A 26,415-nucleotide genomic window follows, 5' to 3' on the forward strand; every position below is an offset into this window, starting at 1 on the left:
GCCTTTTTTATGGTCGTTTACATTGACGATTTTCTATATAATGTGTACAATAAATAAAGAATGATAATTCATATCAATAATAAATAACTGATGCAGGTGCATCGAAACGCTTTCACAAGAACGATACGTACTGATACATATCGTTCCATGTCCTAAATTTAAGGAGGACTATTATGAAACCTTTCGAACTCGCACCATTACCATATGCTTACGATTATCTTGAGCCTGTTATCGATGCAGAAACAATGAAATTACATCATGACAAGCATCATCAAGCGTATGTTAATAATTTGAATGCTGCTATCGCGAAATATCCTGATCTAGCCTATGGCTGCGTAGACTGCATCCTTGGAGATATCGCTAATGTGCCAGAGGACATCCGCCAAGCTGTTATCAACAATGGTGGCGGTCATAAGAACCACACCATGTTCTGGGAAATCATGACAAAACCAGATACGTCTAAATTGGAAGGCCCTTTGAAAGAGGCTATCGACGCTGAACTTGGTGGCTATGATGCCTTTGTTGAAAGCTTCTCCGTTGCGGCAGCTACACGTTTTGGCTCCGGTTGGGCTTGGCTAGTAGTTAATAAGGACGGCAAACTAGAAGTAACATCTACTGCGAACCAAGATAACCCTCTTTTGGAAGGTAAAACTGCTATTCTTTGCTTAGACGTTTGGGAACATGCATACTACTTGCACTACCAAAACCGTCGTCCAGACTATATCAAGGAATTCTTCCGCGTTATTAACTGGGACAAAGTATCTGAAAACTACGAAAAAGCCTTGAAACCACACCATCAATAAGATAGCTTTTAACACTGTATATCTCTCAAACTAGTTGATCTCAGAAATATATAAATCTCTCATTTTACTAACTCTCTTAAAACTACGACCCCTTTAGAGCCTTAAATCATTTACATTAGGCACATAATTTAATAGATAACGGATAGTTCATATATTCTCCTCTATACTTGACTGGAGATGTATTATCTATCCGTTATTTTTATATAAAAATGTTGATATTTTTAGAAAGAACTTTCAAAAGTATAGCCATGGATACAGATTTTATAATCGATATCGTTTATCATAGGGTCATAGATTATGTTAGATAAACCTTTCACAGTATATATTGCCTTGTATACACAGTAGTACGTATAGAGGGCTACTCACATAAGTAATAAACAATATTTTTGACACGAGGGGATCAAAATGGAAAAGAAATTAGATTTGTCCAAATCCGTATATGATTTGGTAACAGAATATCCTGAAGTAATAGATATTATGAAGGGTTTAGGGTTCAGCGAAATCACTAATAAGGTGATGTTGAACTCTGTTGGTAAAATCATGACCATCCCGAAAGGGGCTAAAATGAAGGGCGTATCCATGATCGATATCGTGAGCGCATTCATGAAAGCTGGTTTTACCTTAGAAGGTGAAATGCCAAATCTACACGGTGATGAAGCAGCAGCTGCTAAGGATACTCCTGTAGAGACTGCGGCTACTCAAGTAGAGGAGCCTAAAGCTAGCCAAAATACAGAAACTAATGAAGACGATACTGTTACAGATAGCGAACGTGTAGAACAATTGAAAGGTTTCTTGAAACGGTTAGGTACTGGTGAAGAGCTTGGTGCTGTTCGTGAAGACTTTGCGAGCCAATTCAAACATGTTGAGGCTAGTGAAATCATGAAAGCTGAACAAGGTCTTATGCGTGAAGGTACACCTCTAGAAGAGGTACAACAATTATGTGACCTTCACTCTGCGTTGTTCCATGGTTCCACCATTCATGAACAAATGGATGCAGAACATGCTAAAGTAGAAGCGGTTCTAGAAGCTCAAGAAAAGAGCAAGAGCGTTGTGGGGTTGGTAGAAACTGCAGGTCATCCGTTAAACCGATTAACAGAAGAAAATAAAGCGCTCGATGAGTTGATTGAGGCTATTCGTCCAAAAGTAGCAGACAAAACTGCCACTTATGATGATGTGAATACAGTGCGTCAACTATCTGTTCACTATGCTAAAAAAGGCGATTTATTATATCCAAAATTGAAAGTGGATTATGCAATCGGTGGTCCATCCATGGTTATGTGGACTGTTGATGGCGATATTCGCGACCAATTAGGTGATTTAGCAAAATCTAGCCAAAGTGTAGATGATTGGTATAGACGTTTTGATGAGCTTCTTACACGTGCTCAAGAAATGATCTACAAAGAACAAAATATCTTGTTCCCAATCTGTGCAGAAAACTTCAGCAAAGAAGATTGGTATCAAATTTACAAAGATACAGCACAGTATGAAGATATCTTTGGTGTAACACGCATTGCTTGGCCAGAAGCTGATGCCGCATTAGCTGCGCAAACTACAAAACCAAGTGATGATAATAATGCTATCGGTTTAATTGGTGGTACTTTAACTGTAGACCAACTAGATGCTATGCTCAATACAATGCCAATGGAGGTAACCTTCGTTGACCATGAAGATATTAACCGTTACTTCAACGATGGTGAAAAGGTATTTAAACGTCCTACTACAGCTATCGGTCGTGATGTGTACTCCTGCCATCCGCCAAAGGTAGAACCAATTGTACGCGGTATCATTGATTCTTTCCGTAAAGGTGACCGCGATAATGTGGCAGTATGGCTTGAAAAACAAGGTCGTCCATTCTATGTAAACTACATGGCTGTACGCGATCAAAACAATAACTATATTGGTACATTAGAACTCGTACAAGACATGCAATTTGCAAAGGAACATTTCGATAGAATTAAATAAAAACTAGTGTAATACTAGTAGTGTGATACAGTGAAACTTTGATACAAAAAGGCTGCTCTAACATTGAATGATGCTAGAGCAGCCTCTTTTATTTGTACGAAATGAATTCTCTAATATGATTAATGTATTTCCTGAATTAATGTATTTTTGATAAGAGGTACCCATTAAGGGTGTACGTACTTGATAATATTATGGGTAGCAGTCTTAATATTTTCAAGGCTAGTAGCCAAGTTTAGGCGTACAAAGGTGGCGTAGTTTTTGCCCCCAAACCATTCGCCAAAGTTTGGTGCAATGCAGCATTTATTTTCGAATAAGTCGTGCATATCTTCAGCCTTAACATAGGCACCAAAATCAATCCATGCTAAATAGGTGCCGTCCATAGGGCTGATGCGGATTTGTGGTAATGCCGTACAAAGCTCTCGGCACAGATATTCATAATTTTCACGTATAACAGCCAGTACATCTGTGAGCCATGCCTCCGACTCTGGATGTGTGTAGGCTACAGTGATGGCCGTTTCAGCAATAACATCGGAGTCCGTATGGTATACATGGGCTTTATAGAAGTTGAATTGGTCTCTCAGCTTTTCGTTTGGAATGATAACCTCTGCATGATGCAAACTAGCCATATTAAACGATTTGGACAGGGACGACATAGCAATAATGTTATCCGCATAGGCACCGCTAGCTACTGTTAGAGCCGATGTAAATGGTGTTGAACCTGTGATGAGATCCTGATGGATTTCGTCGCTGATGATGAGCACATTATGCTGCTTACAGATATTGAATAATCGATCCATTTCTGTTTCAGTCCATACGTGACCTACAGGATTATGAGGATTGCAGAGAATGAACAGTTTAACATCGTGCTTGGTAATCGCCGTTTCAAAGGCCTCGTAATCTACGGTGTAGCGATTATCGTCACTGCGTTTCATAGGAATAGCGATGATCTGACGCTGTGCATCGCTAGCGCTCGTATCAAAGGCGCCGTACACAGGACTTAGAACGGCAATGGCATCATTTGGTTTTGTGAAAGTCCCAATACACCACATAATGCCTGTAATGACATTCGGAGCGCTGGTGAGCCAGTCTTTAGAAAGTATACAGTTGTGGCGCCGCTTATACCAATCTATGACTGCTTCAAGATACTTGGGATTTGTCATGGTATAGCCTAAAGGTTGGGCTTTTACATAGGTACAAATAGCCTCTTGTATGCACTGAGGTGGCATAAAATCCATATCTGCTACCCATAGGGGTAATAAATCGGTGCGGCAAAATTTTAAGTGCTCGCCGTCCCATTTACGGGAGTGCGACCCACGGCGATCGATATAGTATGTTTCAGTAAAGTCTATTGTGCTCATAGTAAACCTCTATACATGTATGTTAATGTGGTGGAAATTAATTACTCTATCTACTATCAGTATACATGCATGGATATATATGTAAATATACCCTTAAGAATGGCTGTTACAGTATCTTCTGTTTCTATGCAATCCTTGCATGAATAGGGCCTATATTGGTATACAAAAGGTGCTATATTTGCTTGACTGTTGGGACTTTCACAATTTAGAATATACTATAGAATAGTGTGTGTCTGACCAGTGACCACACGACTATCGAATGGTTACAAAAGATAAATCTTAGCAGCATGTGGCGGCATCCCTATGTGAGAGGGCTCATCGGATTGCTCAGGTACATGCAACGCTGTATAAGTATAGTACTGGATCCTTGTTAGGAGGCATGTGCCATGAGTAACGAATTAAAACCACTACATTTTGATGCGGATTATACAATGGAGGAAGCGCTCGCTGAGGCGAAACGTTGTCTGAATTGTCCAAAACCATTGTGCCGTATGGGTTGCCCTATTGAAAACGAAATCCCTCGTTTTATCCAAGCTATTGCGCACGGTAACTTCGGTTTAGCCAACGATATCTTGGCAGAACGTACCAATTTGCCATCCATTTGTGGTCGCGTATGTCCGCGCGAAAACCAATGCGAAGGTAACTGTATCATGAATAAGGCGAAAAAACCGCCTATCAATATCGGTAAATTGGAACGCTTTGCTGCTGATTTTGAAAGCATCAATGAACTTCGCAAACCTAAGAAAATCAAGCAAGATCTTGGTAAGGTTGCCGTTGTAGGTTCCGGTCCTGCAGGCTTGTCCGTAGCCGGCGATATCGCTAAACTTGGCTATGATGTAACTGTATTTGAAGGTCAATCTGAACCAGGTGGTGTACTCTTATTCGGTATTCCTGAGTTCCGTTTGTCTAAATCTGTTGTACGTCGTGAAATCGCTCGTCTTGAAGGCTTAGGGGTTAAATTCGTATGTAATACATTTATCGGTCAAGATAAAACATTGGATGAACTCTTCGCTGAAGGCTTTGATACCATCTTTATCGGTACTGGTACTCATATTCCTCAAGAAGTACGTATGGAAAATGATGAAGTGCACGGTGTATTCCAAGCGATGTACTTGTTGACTAATGTACAATTAGTAGAAAATGGCGAGCTTGACAAGGATCAAATTCCTGTTAAAAAAGGGGACCGTGTTATCATCATTGGCGGCGGTAACGTAGCGATGGATGCGGCTCGTACATGCGTACGTTTAGGCTGTGAATCCGTAACAGTAGCATATCGTCGTAGCCAAGAACAAATGCCAGCACTATTGTCTGAATACGAAGAAGCACGTGCTGAAGGCGTTCAATTTCAATGGTTCGCTTCTCCAGTAGGTGTAGAAGGTAAAGACAAGGTAGAAGGCTTCAAATATGAAGTGATGGCTCTCAACGAAGATGGCGCAGGTATTCACGGCACAGGTAACTTCCAAGTAATGCCTGTAGATAAAATCATTATTGCTGCTGGACACAAACCAAATGCACGTCTTATCGGCGAAGGTAATAACCTAAAGGTAGACGAAAAAGGCTATATCATTACATCTGAAGATCCATATGGCATGACTAATCGCGCTGGCGTCTTTGCTGGCGGTGACGTTGTACATAAACCAGCTACAGTAGTACTCGCTATGCGGGAAGCTAAAAAAGCTGTTGACGGCATGGTTAAATACATGGAAATCAAAAAAGCTCAAGAAAGTGCTAATCAATAATCTTATAGAGATAATCAAAGGGGATTATACTTAGTATAGTCCCCTTTTACTATAAGGATTTGATAATTATATTGTTTTAATAGTGTTTTATTATTGGTTTCAGTTTACGGTCAAAGTAGAGGGGCATGTATATATGTACCTATTATGATGTAGGCTAATCCAGTGTAATATTAGAATTCAAATTTGTGTTTCCTGTATAGATAATGTATAGAAATTACGATAAATGCTTATAAAACCTGAGGTTATTGAGTGTAATACCTGTATTTTTAGTCTTAATTACCTCTAGATATACTAAAATTCCACGTATTGATGAAATCGCACATAATTTAATAGTCGTAGAAAAAAGCCTTAATAGAACTAATGTGAATATTAGTTTTTATTAAGGCTTTTACGTTATCGCTTTTCAACTGCTACTAGTCACGGCCTTGGGCTAGACGTATAGTAAAGGCATAACCATGTGTTGAGTGTGAAAGTAGATAGAGGTTGCTATGAATCCTATCCTATGTTGTCGTGATATACAGGTTCGACAAGAAGTTCACAAGCTAGGAGTATTAATTTTACTTTGGCGTAGACAATTGGGCATGACACAGTATCAATTAGCAGATAAATCAGGTCTAGCTCAATCTTATATAAGTGATCTTGAAAGTGGTGCTATTGATCCGCGATGGTCCACAATTTATAGGGTTGTATCTGGATTAGGACAAATGAGCGTACAAGATTTTCTAAATGGTCCACAAACCATTAGAAGCCTAAGGATTCATTGATAATAATAATCTCCATGGTTTGCATGTTACGCTGCGGATGCATAACTGCGTTGATTGTTGTTTTTGTATTTGCCATGATTTCTCCTGAAGGGATGTTTGGAATTAGAAGTTAATGTTTCGATTAGTAGTGTTTTCTATTTACTATTGTATCGTTTTATAGAACTAGAGTTCAATGGAAGCTATTTATCTTCCTTGGTATAAGAACGAATAGAGGTGAAGTATTACAATTTATTAGATTAATTATAGGAATAAAATCCAAATTATATATCTATAGAATAAAACTTTGGAATGAAATCCAACTTTATGGTAATATTAATATAAAGTTGGAATGGAATCCAAGTTTTGTAGGCGGTCGATATGATGACTGATTTTAACCGTAATTGGGTTCCATCTATGAGCACGTACATAGATGAGGGGGCCCTTATGAAATTGATTCAGCGCCATGGGTATATAGAGTTTTTGCGACGGAATCGTGAACGGTCTATTATTAAAGTCGTTTCTGGCATACGTCGTTGTGGTAAATCCACATTGTTTCGTCTCTTTAAGGATGAGCTACTAGCAGAGGGCGTAAAACCGGAACAGATTATTTCTATAAATTTTGAGGAGTTAGAATACGAACCTTTACGAGACTATCATAGGCTGTATCAATATATATTAAATCAAATGCAGCCTAATCAAATGAACTATATTTTTCTTGATGAGATTCAACATGTAGATCAATTTCATCGTGTTGTAGATAGCTTATTTGTAAAAGAGAACACGGATATTTATATTACCGGTTCAAATGCATATTTTATGTCTTCTGATATTGCTACATTATTGACTGGTCGATATGTAGAAATTCAGATGTTACCATTGTCCTTTGCTGAATTTTACTATAGCAAATATGAAGAGCAGCAGTATTCCCTGATTCCTGCCTACGAGGAGTATCTTCGTGAAAGTTCCTTCCCTTATACTCAGCAATTAGGGGGAGAAGATTTTGATATTCAAGAATATCTTCGCGGTTTATATAACACCTTGTTGTTACATGATGTTGTGGCTCGATTAAAGATTAATGATGTTACAATGTTACAAGATATTGTGCGATATATTATGGCCAATGTAGGTAGCTTACTTTCACCAAATAAAATAGCTAAATCTCTTGTTAGTGCTGGCCGAAAGATTGATAATAAAACGGTAGAACGATATCTACAAGGGTTACAAGATAGTTTGTTATTATACAAGGTGAATCGCTATGATGTACGAGGTAAAGAATTACTACGCATTAATGCGAAATATTATAGTGTTGATGCAACCTTGAGGAATTTGATTGTTGGCAATACAGGCCGCGATACAGGTCATATATTAGAAAATATTGTTTTTCTAGAACTCATACGTCGTGGATATGCTGTATATGTAGGTCAGCTAGCTAAAGGTGAGATTGATTTTGTCGCAGAAAAAGCCGGCATTACTGAATACTATCAGGTTAGTGAAACTGTGCTCGATCCAAATACGTTAAACCGTGAACTGGCGCCTCTTGAGGCTATTAATGACCAATATCCTAAGTTTTTGCTCACCTTAGATGAATTAAATAAAAATGCAAATTATGACGGAATTCAACAACGAAATGTTTTAGAATGGTTGTTAGAGAGCTGTTAACTTGCTATAATAATAGTATTGATATGGCATAAGCCAATGTTAAGGAGGCAAAAATCGTGGATTTAATTCAAAAATTAAAAGACCAAGTAAAACCATTAGGTAAAAAAATCGTGTTGCCAGAATACAAAGATGAACGCGTATTGAAAGCAACTGAAATCATTTTGAAAGAAGGTTTCGTAACACCTGTATTAGTAGGTAACCCAGCTGAAATCGCAGAAGCTGCTAAAGCTGTTGGCGTATCCGTAGAAGGTGCTGAAATCATCGATCCAGCTAACTACGATCGTTACCAAGAAATGGTTGATACATTCGTAGAATTGCGCGCTAAAAAAGGTATGACTCCTGAAAAAGCTGACGCAACTATGAAAGGTGACTGCTTATTCTTCGGCGCTATGCTTGTTCGTCTTGGCGCAGTAGATGGTATGGTTGCTGGTTCCGGTTGCCCAACTGCAAACGTATTGCGCGCTGCATTACAAGTTGTAGGTACTAAACCAGGCCTTAAAACTGTATCTTCTTCCATGTTCATGTTCACAAGCAAAAAAGAATATGGCGACGACGGTATGCTCGTATTCTCCGACTGCGGCGTATTGCCTAACCCAACTAGCGAACAATTGGCTGATATCGCAGAATCCACTGTAGAAAAAGCTCGCAAGGTTGTTGGCATGGCTGACCCTCGCGTATCCATGTTATCCTTCTCCACAAAAGGTTCCGCTTCCACTCCAGAAGTAGACAAAGTGGTTGAAGCTGTTAACATCTTGAAAGAACGCAACGTTGACTTCAAATTCGATGGCGAATTACAATTGGACGCTTCCATCGTTCCTTCCGTAGCAGAAAAGAAAGCTCCTGGTTCCAATGTAGCTGGTAAAGCTAACATTTTGATCTTCCCTGATCTTCAAGCTGCTAACATTGGTTACAAATTGGTACAACGTTTCTCTGGTGCGGACGCTCTTGGCCCATTGATTCAAGGGTTGGCTAAACCAGTTCATGACCTTTCCCGTGGTTGCTCTGCTCAAGACGTTGTAGACGTTGCGGCTATCGCTGCTGTTGAAAGCATCTAATAGTTACTCACACAATTATATATAAACATATGTAATATATATTTTGATATGCTGAAAGCTGGCTCTATGGGGCCAGCTTTTTGTATGTTCAATATATATCCATATATTTTATATTCATTACTTTATGTTATTTTCTACAACCTTATCATTGTTGTCATGTTACTTTCCAATTCGTAGCCATTGCGACAGACAGAATCCATGGTTGATCGTATAGTATAACTATAAGAATATAGATCGGCGTAAACCGTTGGAGGTGTATTTTATGAGTTTTGGAACTATTAATAAATCCATGACCGTAGCTGATGCGGTTAAAGTAAATCCAGAGTTAATGGATGTATTAGCAAAAGATGGAATTGATTTTTGCTGTGGTGGTGGACATCCTTTAGCAGAGGCTATTGCAGAAACAGGTAAAGATGTGGATGCATACATTGCTATGTTAAATGATGTACAAGTTGCTCAGAAATCTTCTCGTGCAGAGGTGCTTAGTTATTCTAAAGACCAATTGATTGACTACATTGTTCATACCTATCATCGAGAACAATTGAATATGATTGATGAAATTGACCAAGGATTGGCAAAACTACTAAATGTACATTATGACCATCATGGTGAGGAATTGACAAAGATTTATCAAACCTTTTTGCAACTCAAATCTGCTCTTGTACCTCATTTCCGGCATGAAGAACATGTAGACTTTCCTGAGTTTAAAGCGGGTAAACCAATAGACTTTGATGAACTTCGGGCTGAACACGAAGCTGCAGGTGTACTTTTGGAATCCTTAAGTGCATTGACCAACCAGTACACAGCACCAGCAGATGGCTGTGCTACTTATGTCTATGTATTTAAGACCATGAAAGCCTTAGAAGAAGGTCTTCATGAACATATTTTCTTAGAAAATTCTGTTTTGTTTGACATGAAGTAGATTATAATATCATCTGTATAACGACAAGGCTCTATTGCAAAATGGACCCTTGTATGTAGTAAAGGCACCAATCGAATGGTTGGTGTCTTTTGTTTTCTTAAAAATTATGAGTTTGTAGCTATATTATGGTGAAATATGCGGTTTGCGTAAATACATATAGAAGGTGTATGATTGAATTAATTATATTTGATTAATATATTTAATCAATGTTTAAGTAAATGCACTTGATATGTATAAGTGTAGTTGTGTTTAGAGTCGTGAAAAGGAGAGGGCTATGATTTCTGTATTCGACACACATCCCGTTGTTTTTGAAAGTAATGATCGTACTTTAACAATTAGTTACAATGGTGTACTTTGCAAAAATGCAAATGGACAGGTTATAACTGACATTGATTTTGAAGATGTAAATGAGCTATATCTTACTAGATATCTAAATTCAAACGGTAATTATACTATTCTCTTTAGAGACCACAATTGGAAAAATATAGAAGGCCAAGATTTAGATACTGATCGTACAGAATCTAATACGGGTCATAATATTCGTGAAACAAAAGCTATTCTTACAGCCTTTGCTCGAAATAAATTGACCGCTGATTTTCCTGCAAATTTAGATACTCTTCAATTGCCACTGGATTCTTCCTTTATGGGTAAACGAGAAATTACCATTAAGAACGGTGTTATCTCAAATGGTAAAGTGGATATCCCTATTAATGAAATCCGTCGTGTAGTATGTGCATCTAATGGTACGATTAGTAAATTGCTAGTATACAAGGAAGAAAAGCCTAGCTCTTTCCTTAAAAAGATCTTTGATTCTCCTGATATGAAAATCACATTGAATGCCATTACGTTGCCGTTATTGGAAGCCATTGTAACGCGCAATACAGGTCATGGCATTGACTTCAGTCGTGGTAATGGCTTTGATCAAAAAGATTCCAACTATATCATCATTCGCTATCTTGACTCTGGTTACTTCCTTGAGAAAGACGGTACAGCACCTACAGAATGGCAGAAAACTGCTGCTGAAACAACAGCTAAATTTGGCTATGATGTGAAAACATTGTTATAATATTGGATACTTCGATATAGTATAGTCATGAGGTGATAACACCTTGGATATTAAGACATGTAGAATTTTAAATGATAATAATATCTATTGTATGAATATTTTAGGAGACGTATCATGACTGTATATAATTATTCCTTACTCAATAAAGTTGGTGAAGAGCAAAGCTTAAAAGATTTTGAAGGTAAAGTGCTTATCATTGTTAATACGGCTAGTAAATGTGGTTTTACTCATCAATATGAAGCCTTAGAGGCTCTTTATAAGAAATATAATGATCAAGGATTAGAGATTATTGCTGTTCCATCTAACCAATTTGGGGAAGAAGAACCTGGTTCTAATAGTGAAATCCAATCCTTCTGTAAGTTAAATTACGGTGTTACCTTCCCTGTGATGGGAAAAGCAGATGTGCGTGACGAAAGTGCACTAGAACTTTTTAAATATATGATTAAAGAGCAACCGTTCCAAGGTTTCCCACCGAGTGATAAGACGGAAATGCTTACAGATTATCTTAATGGTATTGACCCTAATTATCTTAATGATGATGAAGTAAAGTGGAACTTTACTAAATTTGTCATAGACCGTCAAGGTAAGGTGGTAGGGCGCTTTGAACCTGTTGTAAAACCGGCTGAAATGGAAACCTTCATCAAAGAACTGCTATAATTTAATCAAGAAAAAACCATCCAGATCAGTTAAAACTAGATCTTGAAACATAATAAACAGTAAAAAACTGCTTGTACTTATTGTACAAGCAGTTTTTATATAGCTTAGTTTTGTACGGCTGTAAAGCGTTGACGACCAAATTTGTGGTTGTTGATTTCATCCACTAGAATTTGTGCGAATGTAGCATATGAGATATAAGGTTTGCCTTCTTTGTTCAAGATAACATTTTCATTACCTAATACATAGTCATTAGATTCAGGGCCTTCTGCATCTAAGATTGGTGGTGGGGTAAACATTGTCCAGTCTACATTGCTGAATTTACGCAAGATATCGTCAGACTTACCATGAGTTTTTGAACGAACTAAGAATTTTGTAACGCATCTTTTACGATGGTTCGGATGCCTTCAATAGCACCTTCACGGCGAACAACACCTGTTACTTAATGACCTGCTTTGAGGGCTTTTTCTACTATACGATGACCTGCTTTACCATTTGCACCGATTACTAAAATATTCATGATGATTCTCCTTTTTGTGAAAGTCTCTTTTATTGAGAGCATAGTTTTTTGTGATGGAGTAAAGTTATTTTCTAGATACAGGTTAGTAAAGTTTACTCCGTAGTTGTTATTGTGTTCAGCTGATGACCTCATTATATAGTTGTGCAAATATTTTGAGTAGTAGAATTATTTTAGATAGGTACTATCAAAAGTGATAGAATTATGATTATTATTGATTAAAATTTTTTCAAAAAGTTTTGTACCCTAAAAAACAATACTATAAAATGCTTGCGATATGATAAATTTGTGATATGATTTGAACTACATTAGAAAGACATATTTCTAATCCTGAAATGGAGATAGTAGTATAGCTATACATGGTTGAGCTTAGCAATAGAGGTTTAGCCTTGTTATAAAAAGCTACTTAAGCTATATAGAGAAGGAGAACTATAATGGCAGAGCAACTCGTAAATGTTCATGATTTAGTGGGCCGCTGTCCTTTTGCAACGAGTCAAAAGTTATTAGCCGGTAAATGGTCTTTATTGATCATGCATGAATTGGTCGAAGGACCTGTGCGTTTCCGTGAGTTAGAACGACGCTTACATCCTATTACTCAAGCTACATTAACAAGAGCGTTACGTCAGATGGAAAATGATGGTCTAGTACATCGTGAAGTTTATGGTACTATTCCGCCAAAGGTTGAGTACAGCCTTACTGAAGTGGGAGCGGGGTTTAAGACTGTTCTAGCATCCCTTGAAACATGGGGAAACCAATATATTGACTATATGAAAGCCGCTGGCCGCATGTAAGAAATGCCAGCGGCATTTCTGCCCTTATTATGATTATAAACATGGGGCACTATATATTTGATAAGGCTTTAAAAAGCCTATATATATATCATGAATAGCTATTTGTTTATGTCATGTATTAAGAAAAATATGGTATAATAAACAATACGAATGATATAAATTCTCAATAAATGAGAGGTATTGATAATAATGTTGAATGTTACTTTTTTAGCGCATAGCGGCTTCCTCGTAGATGACGGTAAGCGTTGCTATGTGTTTGATTATTATAAAGATCCTAATAATATAGTTTGGCAATTAGCTAAACGAGGTCGTGAGCTTTGGTTCTTTGTGAGCCACACTCATGGTGATCACTTTAATCCGTCTATTACGGAGTTTGATGGTCCTCAAACTCGTTATATTTGCCATCAAGATGTACCGTTAGAGGGCAAGGTGAAGAAATGTATTACCATGCGCCCTGGCCAAGATGCTAACCTTGATGATGTAGGCATCCATATGTATGGCAGCACCGATGAAGGCGGCTCTTTCTATGTAAAGACAAATACGGCAAATATCGATTCTGATTCTATCTTCCATGCAGGTGACCTCAACTGGTGGCATTGGCTTGGTGATACTCCGGAGAATAATGCTGATGCAAAACGCATGGCATGGCGTGAGTTTAAGGAATTAGACGGCTTATCTGTAGACGTGGCGATGTTCCCGGTAGATAATCGTCTAGAAGATGCTATGGAGTGGGGCAGTATTGAGTTCTTGCGCCGAGTAGAGGTAAAAAAAGCCTTTATTCCTATGCATCTAAATGGTCCATTATGGACACCATCCGTGTATTTTAAAGCACTCTTTGGCGATGTTCCTGTATGGGAGCCTCAAAAAGATGGCGATGAATGCACATTCTAAATATACTTTCACAAGTTGTAGTTCGTGAAAGTTCGTGACCTATATGGTCACTACGTTATATGGGGAGAGTCTATATACGTAATTCAGTAAGTTAGGATCAAGTGATGATGAAAACTAAACCAGTGGCAACCACCCTATTGGTTGTCATGGCTATTATATTTTTAATTTCATATCCACAACGGCAAGATATGTTTTGGGCGTTTATTATGCACGTATCTGGGGCGGCTATGATCGGTGGCTTGGCGGACTGGTATGCGGTAACGGCACTCTTTACGAAGCCCTTAGGCGTTCCTTTTAAGACGGCCATTTTACCGCGCAGCAAGGAGCGACTCATTCAAATGGGACGCACCATGCTCAGTGAAGAGTTGTTGCGCGTGCCACAGATGTATTATGCTATAAAAAAAGAACGCGTCATGGTCCGTATTATCGAATACGGCATGAGTGATGTAGGACAAGGTCAGATTAAAGAAATCTTGTACGGTGTAGGTAATCAAGTCTTAGCCCATATGGATATTGAGCCTATGCGTCAAGAAATTAACAAGGCTGTTTATAAAGGCGTTACGAACTGGAAGGCGACGCCTCTCGTTATCTTGTTTGGCCGCTGCATGCTAGAACGCCAAACAGCAAGTGTTTTCTGGCTCTACTTTAACCGTACCTGTCAGCGTGTTATCGCATCAAATCAGGTATATCCTTATTTGTATCGCGTCATGCTGGACATTATGAAAACCTATACGAAGGATTCCTTCTTCCGCGAACTGGCTATTGCCTTTGGTGGGGACGGGCTTTCACCAGAACGATTGGTGGAAACGGTGCAGAAAAAGGCTGTTCAATTCCTCAAGGAAAACGAGTCCATCGATTCTGCGCTAGGTCGCTACGTATGGGGCCAAGCGATTCGATTCTTCAATAATTTGGAAACAAATAAGGAATGGCAAGCATTTATCGAAGAACATAAAGACCAATGGATCCGAATGGTTCTCGAAGAATGGGAAGGCAAGCTCATCGACGGCGATACTGTAGACTGGAATCGCCTCATGGACATCGTTATGGACCGCTTTAATGTGCTCGGTACGGAAATCTTGCTAAATCCAGACAAGCAGGCGCCTTTTGAACGGTTCTTCTTGCTTCGCAGTATTCCGTGGTTACAAAAATTAAATCCACTCATCGATAGAGTAGTAGGGCAGGAATTGTCACGTTATTCACCAGATGAAATCACCCAAATCGTGCGAGGTAAAATGTACTACGACCTCCAAATGGTTCGTATTAATGGTTCTCTTGTAGGGGCTGTCCTAGGCGGCATCTTCTACGGCTTGACCATTTTTGTAGAGGGGGTGCTCAAATGATTAGATATTTGAAATCCCTCACCCTGCGGCAGCGCGCAAACGGTATTCTTGGTTTGACTGCTCTATTGTACTGTTTTGCTTTCGTAGGTCAATTTTTCTTTGGTTCTGAAAGCTGGTACCAGCCGCTTTACTGGGCGGTGCAGTCTGCCCTTATCGGCAGCGTGGCCGACTGGTTTGCCGTAACTGCTTTGTTCCGTAAACCATTAGGTTTTCCATACCATACAGCGCTCATTCCAAGAAATAAAGATCGCCTTATCAATGGTGTTATTAAGCTGGTTGAGACAAAGATGCTTACCAAGGATCGTTGTAAGGTATTGTTAAATAATGTGGAATTTGTCCCATTATTTGAAAAATTCTTGCTATCACCTGAAGGGCAACGGGCAGCGCGTCTCGTTATCCATCAAGGTTTGCATCTATTATGGAAATCTCAAACGAGCGAGGAATGGGCACAGTGGGGGGCAAAACGCATTCGCGGTTTGCTAGAGAAGCATTCCCTTGTACCTGTGCTAAAACACGTTTTGCTCGATTTATGTGAACATAATCGCTACGAAGGCATGGTTGTACAAGTGTTGAACGTAGTTCAAGAACGTATTAACCATCCAGCTATGGTGACATGGCTTACAGCGGTTGTAGCAGAAGAGGCTCATAAGAAAAAGAGAAAAGGCTTCTGGTCTGATTTCCTTATCTCCATGTCTGAAGCGACCGATGTGGTAAACTACCATGAGCTAGCACAGGCTATCGTTCAAGAGGCCTATGCTATGCTTGAAAACTGGAAGCGCCCAAATAGTCCTGAACGGACTGCATGGCTTCGCCAATGGGTAGATCCGATTCGAAATATTGAAGATAATCGCGAAGTTTGTAATGCCCTTGATGAAGCGTGGGAACGTTGGATTCGCGAACAAGACTGGGAATCTGTCATTGAAAACCATTTATGCCCGTATGTAGAAGAACTATTACTCGTAGGGGACGAAAATGGGGAGACACCAGCTCAAGTATTAGTTAATATCGCTCTAGAATTGTGGACCGTATACGGTCAATCTGAAGACCTTAGAAACCGTATTGAAGTTACATTACACGATATAGGTGTCTATGTCCTTGAACAAGGCTATGACCTCATTGAAACGATTATCCGCCAAGTGCTCGGCGGCCTTAGCACAGAGAAGTTTATTTACTTCATCGAATCTAAGGTAGAGGACGACCTTAGCTGGATTCGTATCAACGGTGCTATCGTTGGTGCTGTAGCGGGTCTTGTTGTATGGACCTTCCTAGAATACGTTTATATGCCGCTATGGCAACAATTCATAGGCTAAACAATTCAAGGTTAAATACTATAAACGCTACATAATACAAAAACGCTACATAATACAAAAACGCTACATAATACAAAAACGCTACATAATACAAAAACGCTACATAATACAAAAAAAACGCTAGCAACGAGACGATGTCTCTGTGCTAGCGTTTTGTTATATGTATGTAAGCTTTAGCTTATTCTTCAATTCTATTGTATGGCAATCGAACTGTAAATGTAGTTCTTACTTGTGGCTCACTAGCGGCCGTTACTGTGCCGTGGTGCAAGTTAATAACTTTATTTACAAAGTACAGGCCAAGGCCGATACCGTGGTTGGATTTCTTGTTCCGAGATTGCTCTGTTTGATACATTCGATCCCAAATATGCTCGAGGTTTTCCGGCTCGATACCGATGCCGTTATCTGTTACCGTGATAATCAGTTCACCACCTGCAAGCTTAGCTGAAATGTCGATAGTGGAGTTCGTAAACTTGATAGCATTATCTACTAAGTTTGTAATAGCTCGACGCAAGGATACTTCATGAGCTGTCATACGTAGATTTGGCTCAATGTGAGATGTTATGGTGATTTGCTTTTCTGTATTTTCTGCACAAAGCCGTGTATAGTCATGTACCATATTCGTTAACATCAACGACACATCTACAGGCGATAAGTTAAGGTCATGTGCATTTTCAAGGCGTGCTACATCGAGCAGTTGGCTTACGAGGTTTGTCATAAACTTGGCTTGTTCCAAGATATGTGTCAGACCTTCACGTAAATCATCCTCTGTACGACCGTATTTTAAAGCAAACTCACTTTCTGCTTTAATAACCGCAATCGGTGTGCGTAATTCGTGGGATACGTCAGAACTAAATTGCTTCTCCCGATTGGAAGAGTCTTCAAGGCCTGAAAGCATGCGGTTAAATGTGGTAGTGAGCTCGTATATTTCATCCCGTGCTGTACGGGATGGAATATCAATACGGCGACTTAAGTCATTATTCTTACCGATAACCTTAGCTGTTTTCGTCAAGGTTCGGACCGGCTTGAGGCCTTTTTTGATGAATAGATAACCGCCTAATGATGAAATCAACAAGAATATGATATCACCTAATAATAAACTATATAAAAGGTTTTCTGTTTTTTTAGAGGCCGTTTTTACCTTTGTAACGGCGCGCAAAATACCACGATAATTTGGTTCGTTAACCGGTGTATCGTAGTAGTAGAAGGTATCATCACCAACAGCGATTTCTCCAACCTGACCCAAGGATAGGACTGTTTGATTAGGGAAGCCATCTGGTAGCGCACCTTTAATGATATAGCCGTCCTGGGTTGATACAAAGAAGAATGTGTTATCTTGGTACGGCTTAAATTTGCGGATATCCGTAGCCATGATCATTGCTTGCTGCTGTAAGCGCTCGCGAACTTCTTTGTTATCGGATTCGTGCGTATATGCATAAATCCATGCGGATGCAACCATCAAAATGATAAGCAAGAAGATGGTATACCAAGACATGATTTTAAAAGTTAGGGGCAGCCGATTAAATAAATCGGTAGCTGCCCCAGACATGGTATCTAGATCTCGGTGAGGATCATTAGTTTTCTGTTTTGAGGACATACCCTACTCCACGAACTGTTTGAATGAGTTTTACATTCTCGTCAGTATCGATCTTTTTACGTAAATCTTTGATGTATACATCGATAAGATTAGAGTAGCTTTCATAATCGTATTCCCAAACGTGATCAAGAATTTGTTGACGGGATAATACGATGTTTTCGTTACTTGCTAAATAGTATAAGAGGTCGAATTCTTTTGCAGTCAATGTGATTGTTTCGCCGTCCCGTTTAACAGTACGTTGAGGCACATTGATAGTAAGAGGACCAACATGGATATCATTTTGTGCATGACGTGCGTTACGGCGAGCCAATGCATAGATACGAGCAGTTAACTCTTCAAGATCAAATGGTTTTACAAGGTAATCATCAGCACCTGTGTTGAGACCTGTAACTTTATCTTGTAAGGAATCTTTTGCAGTTAAAAGCAATACAGGTGTTGTATTACCATCGTTACGCATTTGAGCAAGAGCACTAATACCATCGAGGATTGGCATCATGATATCCATAACGATAACGTCATAGCTGGATGTGTTTACATAATCAATCGCTTGTTGACCGTTGAAGCATGTATCAACCGTCATATTCTCTGCACGTAAATATTTGGCGGTAATGCCATTTAGCATTTCTTCGTCTTCTACAAGTAAAATTTTCATTCTCTGTTCTCCTTATGTATGAGTTAAAAATATAGCTCTCCAACTACATTAATATAGTCATTATATATATAAGCTTTCTTTTTTGTGAAAGCCACAACACCATATAAGGGTGACTATATATATATAATATTATATAACTTATTTATCTATTATCATACCTTATACAACAGGAATGAGCAAAAGATGAATGTATATGCGAGTTTATAAGCACCTTCTTCATGTTTTTAAAGCCAAAAGACGGGAAAAACTTGAAACTTAATGAATTCTGCTAATGAATGAAGATGAACTATATCGAAGATTGCCGTATGCGCATAGATAGACCTGATTTTACCAATTTTGGCGAGTGTGAAAGAAATCACTAGAAAAACTTGTGATAATAATTATCAGAGAGATAAATACCAATGATAGTCGTAGAAATTTAATGATTTTCGATGGTTAAAATCGAGGTAGTTTTGGTAGGAATTTAACGGATATTAATTATTATGAATGATTTCGATATTGAACAAACACAGTATTTATAGGGCTAGTTGATGTATTGTAAGAAATAAAAATATACAAAAATTTCGGAACCGAATTACTTTCGTAATATCCTTAACTTCTTGTATGAAATATTCATAAATCTATTTTAAATGTTCATAAGTAAACAAGAAAAACATTAAGTGAAATAAATTATCAATTAGATTAATCGAAATTAATTATGCATAATAGGGTTTAGACATCATACAAAATGCTCTCTATAATTATAGGTAAAGAAATAAGAAGAATCGCATAAGTATGAGGTTTTTCTTGAAAGAAAAATGATTAGGTTATCAAAAATTTTTATAAGTTTTTGAAATGAGATAGTCTAACAAGTTTTCTTATTAATAGGTAGTTATGAGGAGGTCATTATGGAACAGTTTGATGTTCTAGTAGTAGGTAGCGGTGGCGCTGGTCAACGCGCGGCTCTTGAAGTTGGTCGTCGCAAAGGCTTAAATGTAGCTCTTATTACTAAAATTTTCCCAACCCGCTCTGCAACAGCAATGGCGCAAGGCGGTGTAAATGCTTGTTTGAATAACGTAGCAGCTGAAGACACAATCGAAACACATACTTTCGACACAGTAAAAGGTTCTGACTATCTTGGCGACCAAGATGCAATCGAATTCTTCTGCTCTCGTTGTCCAGAAGGCGTACTTGAAATGGACCACATGGGTGCTCCATTCTCTCGTACAGAGCAAAACAAAATTGCTCAACGTAACTTTGGTGGTCAATCTTATCCACGTACTTGCTACTCTGCGGATAAAACTGGTCACATAATTTTGCATACTACTTATGAACAATGCTTGAAAGAAGGCGTACACTTCTTACAAGAATGGTACCTTTTAGATCTTGTTAAATCTGCAGAAGGTCATGTTGGTGGCGCTGTAGTTTGGAACATGAAAGAAGGTCGTGTAGAACAAATTAAAGCGAAAGCTGTTATCTTGTCTACTGGTGGTGCAGGTCGTATTTTCTGGACTCGTACTACAAACCCATTCCTTTCCACAGGCGATGGTATGGCAGCAGCATTCCGCGCTGGTAATGCATTGAAAGATATGGAAATGATCCAATTCCATCCAACTGGTCTTGGTCGTACTGGTATCTTGATGTCTGAAGCGGTTCGTGGTGAAGGTGGCTACCTTCTTAACTCTGAAGGCGAACGTTTCATGAAAAAATATGCGCCTAATAAAATGGAATTAGCATCCCGTGACGTTGTAGCGAAAGCAATCGAAGATGAAATTGCTGCAGGTCGTGGTTTCGGTTCTGGTCTTAACGCATATGTAGTAGCTGACCTTCGTCACTTAGGCCCTGAAGTTATCATTGAAAAACTTCATGGTATCCGTGACTTGGCTATGACTTTCGAACATTGCGATCCATTAGTACAACCAGTACCTATTCGTCCTACATGTCACTATACAATGGGCGGTATCGACGTAGTTGATTACAAAACTTGTGCATGTGAATTGCCTGGTTTGTTCTCCTCCGGCGAAGCTTCTTGTATCTCCATCCACGGTGCTAACCGTTTAGGTGGTAACTCCTTGGCAGACGGCGTAGTATTCGGTAAAGTATCCGGTGCTGGCGCAGCTGACTATGCTGAAACACATGAACAACCTAACGTAGATGCAGAATTAGCTGCAGCTGCAAAAGCTTGGGAAGCTAAATTCACTGAAGTAACATCTCGTGAAGGCGGTCGTCCTGTAGTTGAAATCCGCGATGCATTGGCTGATGCAATGTGGAACAAAGTAGGTATCTTCCGTAATGAAGATGGTATTACTGAAGCATTAAAAGAAATCGATCAATTGATCGAAGATTACAAAACTTGTTATGTAGGTGACCCTGAACGTACTTACAACATGGCATTCGTTAACTATTGTGAAATCGGTTCCATGTTAACAGTAGCTAAAGCTATTGCTATGGGCGCTTTACACCGTCGTGAATCTCGTGGTGCTCATATCCGTGAAGACCATCCAAAACGTAATGATGAAAGATACTTAAAACACTCTTTGATCAAATTGGGTGCTAACGGCGAGTACGAATTGACTGAACGCGACGTAGTGTTCACTAAATACGAACCACAAGAAAGGAAGTACTAAGATGAGACAAATCACCTACCATATTCACCGTTACCAACAAGGTCGCGCGTTTGTACAGACTTTCAAATTTGACTATGAAGCTGACCGTACAATTCTTTGGGGCCTTCAAAAAATTAAAGATACTCAAGATCCAACTTTAACATTCTTGGCAGCTTGCCGTTCCGCAGTTTGCGGCGCTTGCTCCATTCGCGTAAATGGCGAAGCAATGCTTGGTTGCGAAGCTAAAATCGACGAATTAACAGAACGTTATGGTACTGATGAATTGACAATTGCACCAATCGGCAACTTCCGCGTTATCCGTGACTTAGTTGTTGACTGGGAAGCAAAAGTTGATCGTTTGAAAACAGTTGCTCCTTGGATCTTCCTTAAAGCAGAATTCAACGAAGGTGACAAAATCGTTCGCCAAACTCCAGCTGACTTCAAAAAATTCGTTGCTGGTACAGAATGTATCCTTTGTGGTTGCTGCGCATCTGAATGTAACAAATTGACTGCACGTCAAGATGACTTCTTAGAACCATATGTATTCACAAAAGCTAACCGTTTCGTATTGGATAGCCGTGATGATGCACCTATGGCTCACATTCAACCTGCATTCGACAACGGTCTTTGGAAATGCGTTCACTGCATGAACTGTATCTCCCGTTGTCCTAAACACTTAAAACCTGCTCAAGATATTTCCAACTTGCGTAAAGAAGCTACAAAAGCTGGTCTTACTAACAGCAAAGGCGTTCGCCATGCAGTTGCTTTCAAAGACGATCTCTACAAAACTGGTCGCTTGAAAGAAGTTTCTATGAGCTTGAAATCTGATGGTGTTGTTGATTCCGCTAAACAAGCATTCTATGCTTTACGTTTGTGGAAACACAGCAAAATCAATCCATTCGAACTTGTAGTACCTCAAAAACCTGTAAATGGTATTGATGGTGTTCGCAGACTTATGAAAGCAGCTGAGGAGGTAAGCAAATAATGAAATACGCATTTTTCCCAGGTTGCGTTCTTGAAAGCGCTGCCAAAGAAGACTACTTAGCAACAGTTGCTGTAGCTAAAAAATTAGGCATCGAGTTGGAAGAGCTTGACGGTTGGACTTGCTGCGGCGCGTCCCACGTTCAAGACATCGCTCCAGAAATTACACTTGCCACAAATGCTCGTAACATTGCATTGGCAGAAGAAAAAGGTTTGAACCTTTTAACTGTATGTAACACTTGTACTTTGATGCTTCGTGAAGCTAAAAACGAGCTTGATAAAAACGAAAAAGAAAAGAACGAAGTTAACAAAAAATTAGCTCAAATCGGTAAACAATACCGTGGTACAACTGATATCACTCATTTCTTATGGGTATTGATCCGCGATTACGGTTTGGACAAATTGAAAGCTAAAGTTGTTAAACCTTTAACTGGTTTACGTGTAGCTGAATACTATGGTTGCCATATTCTTCGTCCTCAAACTGAATTGGGCTTTGAAGATTATCAAATGCCTACATCCTTAGCGGATTTGATTTCTGCTATCGGCGCTACACCAATCGACTTCTCCCGTAAACTTGATTGCTGCGGTTTCCATGCTGTATACCCTGCACATGATTCCGTAATGCAAATGACTGGCTCCATCAACAAAGATGCAGCTACAGAAGGCGCAGATTGTGTAGTAACTCCTTGCCCACTTTGCCAAATGCAACTTGATATGTTCCAAAAAGAAGCAAAAGAAGTTGTTGGCGGTGGCAAAGATATGCCAATCTTGCACATGTCCCAATTAGTGGGTCTTGCTCTTGGTATTTCCCCTGAAGAAATGGGCATGCCTAAACGTCACTTAACTGACACTGCAGCAGTGACTAAATTCGTTGGTTAATTCGTTTGATTTAGACATGACCTCAGTTGGTCCTCGTATTGTCTTAAATCTAAACCTATTATCATAATTACCAGAAGAACCCCCTAGCTTAGGCTAGGGGGTTTTTCTTTTGTGGACTAAAGCTAAGATGGGTTGTTTGATATTAACATGAAGAGTTTGTCGATAATACAGTGTTTATCTGTATTGGTGAAGTGAATTCTCTTTGATATGAGATGATAATTGTAGTATAATAAATACATTAATTGTATACATTTAAATGAGTAATAGATAATACGTTATTACTCATAAATTATTTTAATACTATATGTTTTGAGGAATATAACAATAAGAGGGTAAATTATTATATTAGATTTTTTTGAAATATATAGCTGAGGGACACTAGTGTTGTAGAGTGTTATACACAGGGAGGCTATAATGAATGATATGTTATTAGAATATATTGATCGCATAATCGATGAAGAGAAAGACCATCGTGTTTTTCCTGTAGAGTTTAATGATAAAACCTATTATGTAAAACAAGATATCGGTAATCACCGCTCTAGTTGGATTAAACCAGCTCCTAGAGCTTCTTTTGATTATGAGTTTTATAAAATTTCCTTCGTAAATACTCAGTTGCCTGTAGCACCAGTGATTGCTGGTTTTAGAGAGCATTATTTCGTTACAGAAGGGTCTGGTAAAACATTAACTTATTATAGTGAATTGCCAGCGCAACATCCTGATGATGATAGCTTACAAGATATGGTCACTCATATCTTCTATAGCTTTGGTAAAACATTGGGGCAACTTCATGACTATGGTTTGTCCCATGGCCGTCCTGCCATGCGAGATATCACCTATGATCCAGATACTGATAAGGTTACTTTATTAGATTGGGAAAATGGTCGTCGTTGGCCTGAATTTACACCGCAAGGTTGGGATTTACTCATCTTTGTGCATAGCTATTTGCGTGAAGATAATCTACCGATTTCTTACCTATACGCTATGATGAATGGCTATAGTTCGGCTCGTACGGCGCGCGATACGGTGTTACATGTAAAAGAAATTTTACGTAAACATGAATATCTCTTTAAATTCTGTCGCTTATTAAACCCGCTACACTTTGTAGATACTGAAGCAGCTGTAAAAGCACATGACTTTATGCTAGCCTTGAAAACTGAATAGTATTTATCTATTGAGCATAGACCTTAATAATGGATTATAGTACTTTATAGATTTTCATTGCCCTTTATGGGCTTATGTAGACCTTTACGGTTGTTAGTTAATTTGTATAGCTAATGACTTGTAAGGGTCTTTTTCTGTATTTATGACAAGTTTATAGCGTGTATGCTCCTGTATTGTTTGTTAGATTTATATAAATACTGTAAGAAGTATAGATTTAGAGTTGTTGTTCTCTGACTTTCACAATGATTACCGTAATTACTTTAGAGGGGGTTGTCGAAGGAGGACCTCAGGAATATAAGAGGGTGAAAGGAGGTGATACGATGGCTAACATTAAACGCACTAAATTGGTGTTGCGTTTTAACATCGGCACCGAAGATGCGCCGAAGTACAAAGACGTAACCTATACACGTGTTGCAGAAGAAGCGTCCGACGATAATGTAAAAACCGTTGGTAATGCGCTGGCAGCATTGTATGACCACAGCTTGTCCGACGTGGTCCGCGTCAATGAAGTATCTTTAGGACATTAATTGAATCTCATCTATTCGTTTTTTAGGTGATCCAAACACATCCTTATTGTCAGTCTTTATATCCTCGCATAGTCGTAACAGGATATAGAGATTGCAAACCCACACATTCCCATCCTTATTGATATGAATTGTAGATAGATATATTTAATCTAAGTGTAATTTATGTAATTACAGAATTGCAGAGTTACAGAAATCATCCTATTCTATCTAAATTCGAGAACTTGTTTATGATACGTGAAAGGAGGCGCCCACATGGCGGAAAAACGCGTTGTATATCTTACATTTTCTACGGTCGGTGGTAAAAGCACATCAGTCACAATTAGTGCTCCTCGTGCTGGAATTACTTTACAAGATGCTAAAACAGCGGCTAATGCGCTAGTAGCTAACAAAGTAATCCTTGGTTCTGGTGATGCAGAACTTGCTGCATTTACTACGGCTCGTGAAGTAACAACTCAAACTACTGAATTGCAATAATCGTATACAGTTAAATGGTAAAAAGGCTTTCACCTGTGGTGAGGGCCTTTTTATTATGGTAAAATATAAGATATACCGAATAGGTATGGTAATGATGAAAATACTATGCCCAAAAATTTGTGCATAATGGACCCGGATGGTGATTAAAAAGGGGTAAAACAGTGGAATATATTATTTCATTTATGGAAACGTATGGCTATGGAGCCATGTTTATTGCAATGGTTTTGGAAAATGCTAACATTCCTATTCCTAGTGAAATCGTCTTAGGTTTTGCAGGATATCTGATTGCTCAGGGCATATTTGATTTACATACGACTATGGTTGTAGGTATTTTAGCAGGGATTGTAGGCTCTATATTATCCTACTGGATGGGTGAGTATGGCGGACGTCCATTTCTTTTGAAATACGGTAAATACATATTCTTTAATGAATATAAATTTGAACTCGCTGAAAAGATGTTTAATAAGTATGGTGGCGCCGCGGTGTTCTTTGGCCGTTTGTTGCCAGGTGTTCGTACATTTATTTCTTTCCCAGCTGGCATGGCTCGTTATCCTATGTGGCATTTTGTCATTTGGACTGTACTAGGCACGATTCCTTGGACAATCCTTCTTGTTTACTTGGGTAAAGTGCTCGGTGAAAATTGGAAGGATCTTATCCAATACAATCATGAATTCTTGATTGTTATGATTGTTGTATTCGTTATTATAGCGGCTGTATTGGGCTTTAAATACTATCGCAATCGCCGATAAGGA

At 38.9% G+C, this 26,415-nt stretch carries 24 protein-coding genes; 20 read left to right on the forward strand and 4 right to left on the reverse strand.

All coding sequences use genetic code 11. The annotated features are described in order from the left end of the window. The first annotated feature begins 173 nt into the window (after positions 1–173). Both ACWTVK_RS04765 and ACWTVK_RS04770 read left to right on the forward strand, forming a co-directional pair. Positions 174–803: a superoxide dismutase gene (locus ACWTVK_RS04765; RefSeq protein WP_456046106.1), complete on the forward strand. Its 630-nt coding sequence runs from the start codon at positions 174–176 to the stop codon at positions 801–803. Positions 804–1,208: 405 nt separating this feature from the next. Beyond that, positions 1,209–2,765: a DUF438 domain-containing protein gene (locus tag ACWTVK_RS04770; RefSeq protein WP_456046107.1), complete on the forward strand. Its 1,557-nt coding sequence runs from the start codon at positions 1,209–1,211 to the stop codon at positions 2,763–2,765. A 164-nt stretch (positions 2,766–2,929) separates the two neighbouring features. On the opposite strand, the gene ACWTVK_RS04775 is transcribed toward ACWTVK_RS04770, so the two are convergent. Then, positions 2,930–4,123: a MalY/PatB family protein gene (locus ACWTVK_RS04775; RefSeq protein WP_456046108.1), complete on the reverse strand. Its 1,194-nt coding sequence runs from the start codon at positions 4,121–4,123 to the stop codon at positions 2,930–2,932. A 386-nt stretch (positions 4,124–4,509) separates the two neighbouring features. On the opposite strand from ACWTVK_RS04775, the gene ACWTVK_RS04780 reads away from it, so the two are divergent. The 7 genes from ACWTVK_RS04780 (at position 4,510) to ACWTVK_RS04810 (ending at position 11,964) form a co-directional block, all read left to right on the forward strand. Then, entirely contained in the window at positions 4,510–5,862 is a 1,353-nt protein-coding gene (locus tag ACWTVK_RS04780) for an NAD(P)-dependent oxidoreductase (RefSeq protein WP_308522305.1), read from the forward strand. Between the two features lie 488 nt (positions 5,863–6,350). Beyond that, a complete protein-coding gene (locus tag ACWTVK_RS04785; protein ID WP_060923759.1) occupies positions 6,351–6,626 on the forward strand; it encodes a helix-turn-helix domain-containing protein in 276 nt (91 codons plus the stop codon). Positions 6,627–7,049: 423 nt separating this feature from the next. Then, on the forward strand, positions 7,050–8,264 hold the full coding sequence (locus tag ACWTVK_RS04790) for an ATP-binding protein (protein ID WP_456046109.1): 1,215 nt from the start codon (positions 7,050–7,052) through the stop codon (positions 8,262–8,264). A 56-nt stretch (positions 8,265–8,320) separates the two neighbouring features. Then, the gene (pta, locus tag ACWTVK_RS04795) at positions 8,321–9,319 is read left to right on the forward strand and encodes a phosphate acetyltransferase (protein ID WP_005378201.1); all 999 of its coding nucleotides are present in this window, start codon (positions 8,321–8,323) and stop codon (positions 9,317–9,319) included. 262 nt (positions 9,320–9,581) lie between these two features. Beyond that, on the forward strand, positions 9,582–10,241 hold the full coding sequence (locus tag ACWTVK_RS04800) for a DUF542 domain-containing protein (RefSeq protein ID WP_298632959.1): 660 nt from the start codon (positions 9,582–9,584) through the stop codon (positions 10,239–10,241). A gap of 274 nt (positions 10,242–10,515) precedes the next feature. Further along, on the forward strand, positions 10,516–11,307 hold the full coding sequence (locus ACWTVK_RS04805; RefSeq protein ID WP_456046110.1) for an HAD hydrolase family protein: 792 nt from the start codon (positions 10,516–10,518) through the stop codon (positions 11,305–11,307). A gap of 114 nt (positions 11,308–11,421) precedes the next feature. Beyond that, a complete protein-coding gene (locus ACWTVK_RS04810; RefSeq protein ID WP_456046111.1) occupies positions 11,422–11,964 on the forward strand; it encodes a glutathione peroxidase in 543 nt (180 codons plus the stop codon). A 104-nt stretch (positions 11,965–12,068) separates the two neighbouring features. On the opposite strand, the gene ACWTVK_RS04815 is transcribed toward ACWTVK_RS04810, so the two are convergent. Further along, entirely contained in the window at positions 12,069–12,290 is a 222-nt protein-coding gene (locus tag ACWTVK_RS04815; RefSeq protein ID WP_456046112.1) for a hypothetical protein, read from the reverse strand. A 622-nt stretch (positions 12,291–12,912) separates the two neighbouring features. Between ACWTVK_RS04815 and ACWTVK_RS04820 the strand changes: the two genes are divergently transcribed. The 4 genes from ACWTVK_RS04820 (at position 12,913) to ACWTVK_RS04835 (ending at position 16,810) form a co-directional block, all read left to right on the forward strand. Further along, complete coding sequence (locus ACWTVK_RS04820; RefSeq protein WP_456046113.1) at positions 12,913–13,269, forward strand: winged helix-turn-helix transcriptional regulator; 357 nt, start codon at positions 12,913–12,915, stop codon at positions 13,267–13,269. Positions 13,270–13,458: 189 nt separating this feature from the next. Beyond that, the gene (locus ACWTVK_RS04825; RefSeq protein ID WP_298632968.1) at positions 13,459–14,160 is read left to right on the forward strand and encodes an MBL fold metallo-hydrolase; all 702 of its coding nucleotides are present in this window, start codon (positions 13,459–13,461) and stop codon (positions 14,158–14,160) included. 104 nt (positions 14,161–14,264) lie between these two features. Then, entirely contained in the window at positions 14,265–15,500 is a 1,236-nt protein-coding gene (locus ACWTVK_RS04830; RefSeq protein WP_456046114.1) for a DUF445 family protein, read from the forward strand. Then, entirely contained in the window at positions 15,497–16,810 is a 1,314-nt protein-coding gene (locus ACWTVK_RS04835; protein ID WP_456046115.1) for a DUF445 domain-containing protein, read from the forward strand. The genes ACWTVK_RS04830 and ACWTVK_RS04835 overlap by 4 nt, the downstream gene beginning before the upstream one ends. A gap of 178 nt (positions 16,811–16,988) precedes the next feature. Here the strand turns inward: ACWTVK_RS04835 and ACWTVK_RS04840 are convergent, their stop codons facing one another. Continuing rightward, the gene (locus tag ACWTVK_RS04840) at positions 16,989–18,404 is read right to left on the reverse strand and encodes a sensor histidine kinase (RefSeq protein WP_303940137.1); all 1,416 of its coding nucleotides are present in this window, start codon (positions 18,402–18,404) and stop codon (positions 16,989–16,991) included. Beyond that, positions 18,382–19,056 (reverse strand): response regulator transcription factor, encoded by a 675-nt coding sequence (locus ACWTVK_RS04845; protein WP_024066445.1) that lies wholly within the window; start codon positions 19,054–19,056, stop codon positions 18,382–18,384. Before ACWTVK_RS04845 ends, ACWTVK_RS04840 begins: the two co-directional genes overlap by 23 nt. A gap of 887 nt (positions 19,057–19,943) precedes the next feature. Here ACWTVK_RS04845 and ACWTVK_RS04850 point away from each other — a divergent pair. The 7 genes from ACWTVK_RS04850 to ACWTVK_RS04880 all read left to right on the forward strand — a co-directional run bounded on the left by ACWTVK_RS04850 (position 19,944) and on the right by ACWTVK_RS04880 (position 26,412). Then, positions 19,944–21,662 (forward strand): FAD-binding protein, encoded by a 1,719-nt coding sequence (locus tag ACWTVK_RS04850; protein WP_456046116.1) that lies wholly within the window; start codon positions 19,944–19,946, stop codon positions 21,660–21,662. 1 nt (position 21,663) lies between these two features. Then, positions 21,664–22,626 carry a succinate dehydrogenase/fumarate reductase iron-sulfur subunit gene (locus tag ACWTVK_RS04855; protein WP_005385096.1) on the forward strand — a complete coding sequence of 321 codons (963 nt, stop codon included), beginning with the start codon at positions 21,664–21,666 and terminating at the stop codon, positions 22,624–22,626. Then, entirely contained in the window at positions 22,626–23,501 is an 876-nt protein-coding gene (locus ACWTVK_RS04860) for a CoB--CoM heterodisulfide reductase iron-sulfur subunit B family protein (protein WP_060923769.1), read from the forward strand. The genes ACWTVK_RS04855 and ACWTVK_RS04860 overlap by 1 nt, the downstream gene beginning before the upstream one ends. A 414-nt stretch (positions 23,502–23,915) precedes the next feature. Then, the gene (locus ACWTVK_RS04865) at positions 23,916–24,662 is read left to right on the forward strand and encodes a hypothetical protein (protein ID WP_456046117.1); all 747 of its coding nucleotides are present in this window, start codon (positions 23,916–23,918) and stop codon (positions 24,660–24,662) included. A 320-nt stretch (positions 24,663–24,982) separates the two neighbouring features. After that, on the forward strand, positions 24,983–25,189 hold the full coding sequence (locus ACWTVK_RS04870) for a DUF1659 domain-containing protein (protein WP_009352393.1): 207 nt from the start codon (positions 24,983–24,985) through the stop codon (positions 25,187–25,189). 252 nt (positions 25,190–25,441) lie between these two features. Continuing rightward, the gene (locus ACWTVK_RS04875) at positions 25,442–25,663 is read left to right on the forward strand and encodes a DUF2922 domain-containing protein (protein WP_009352278.1); all 222 of its coding nucleotides are present in this window, start codon (positions 25,442–25,444) and stop codon (positions 25,661–25,663) included. A gap of 161 nt (positions 25,664–25,824) precedes the next feature. Beyond that, positions 25,825–26,412 (forward strand): DedA family protein, encoded by a 588-nt coding sequence (locus tag ACWTVK_RS04880; RefSeq protein WP_456046118.1) that lies wholly within the window; start codon positions 25,825–25,827, stop codon positions 26,410–26,412. The last annotated feature ends 3 nt before the right edge of the window (positions 26,413–26,415 follow it).

The organism is Veillonella sp. Ser01, assembly GCF_053850375.1.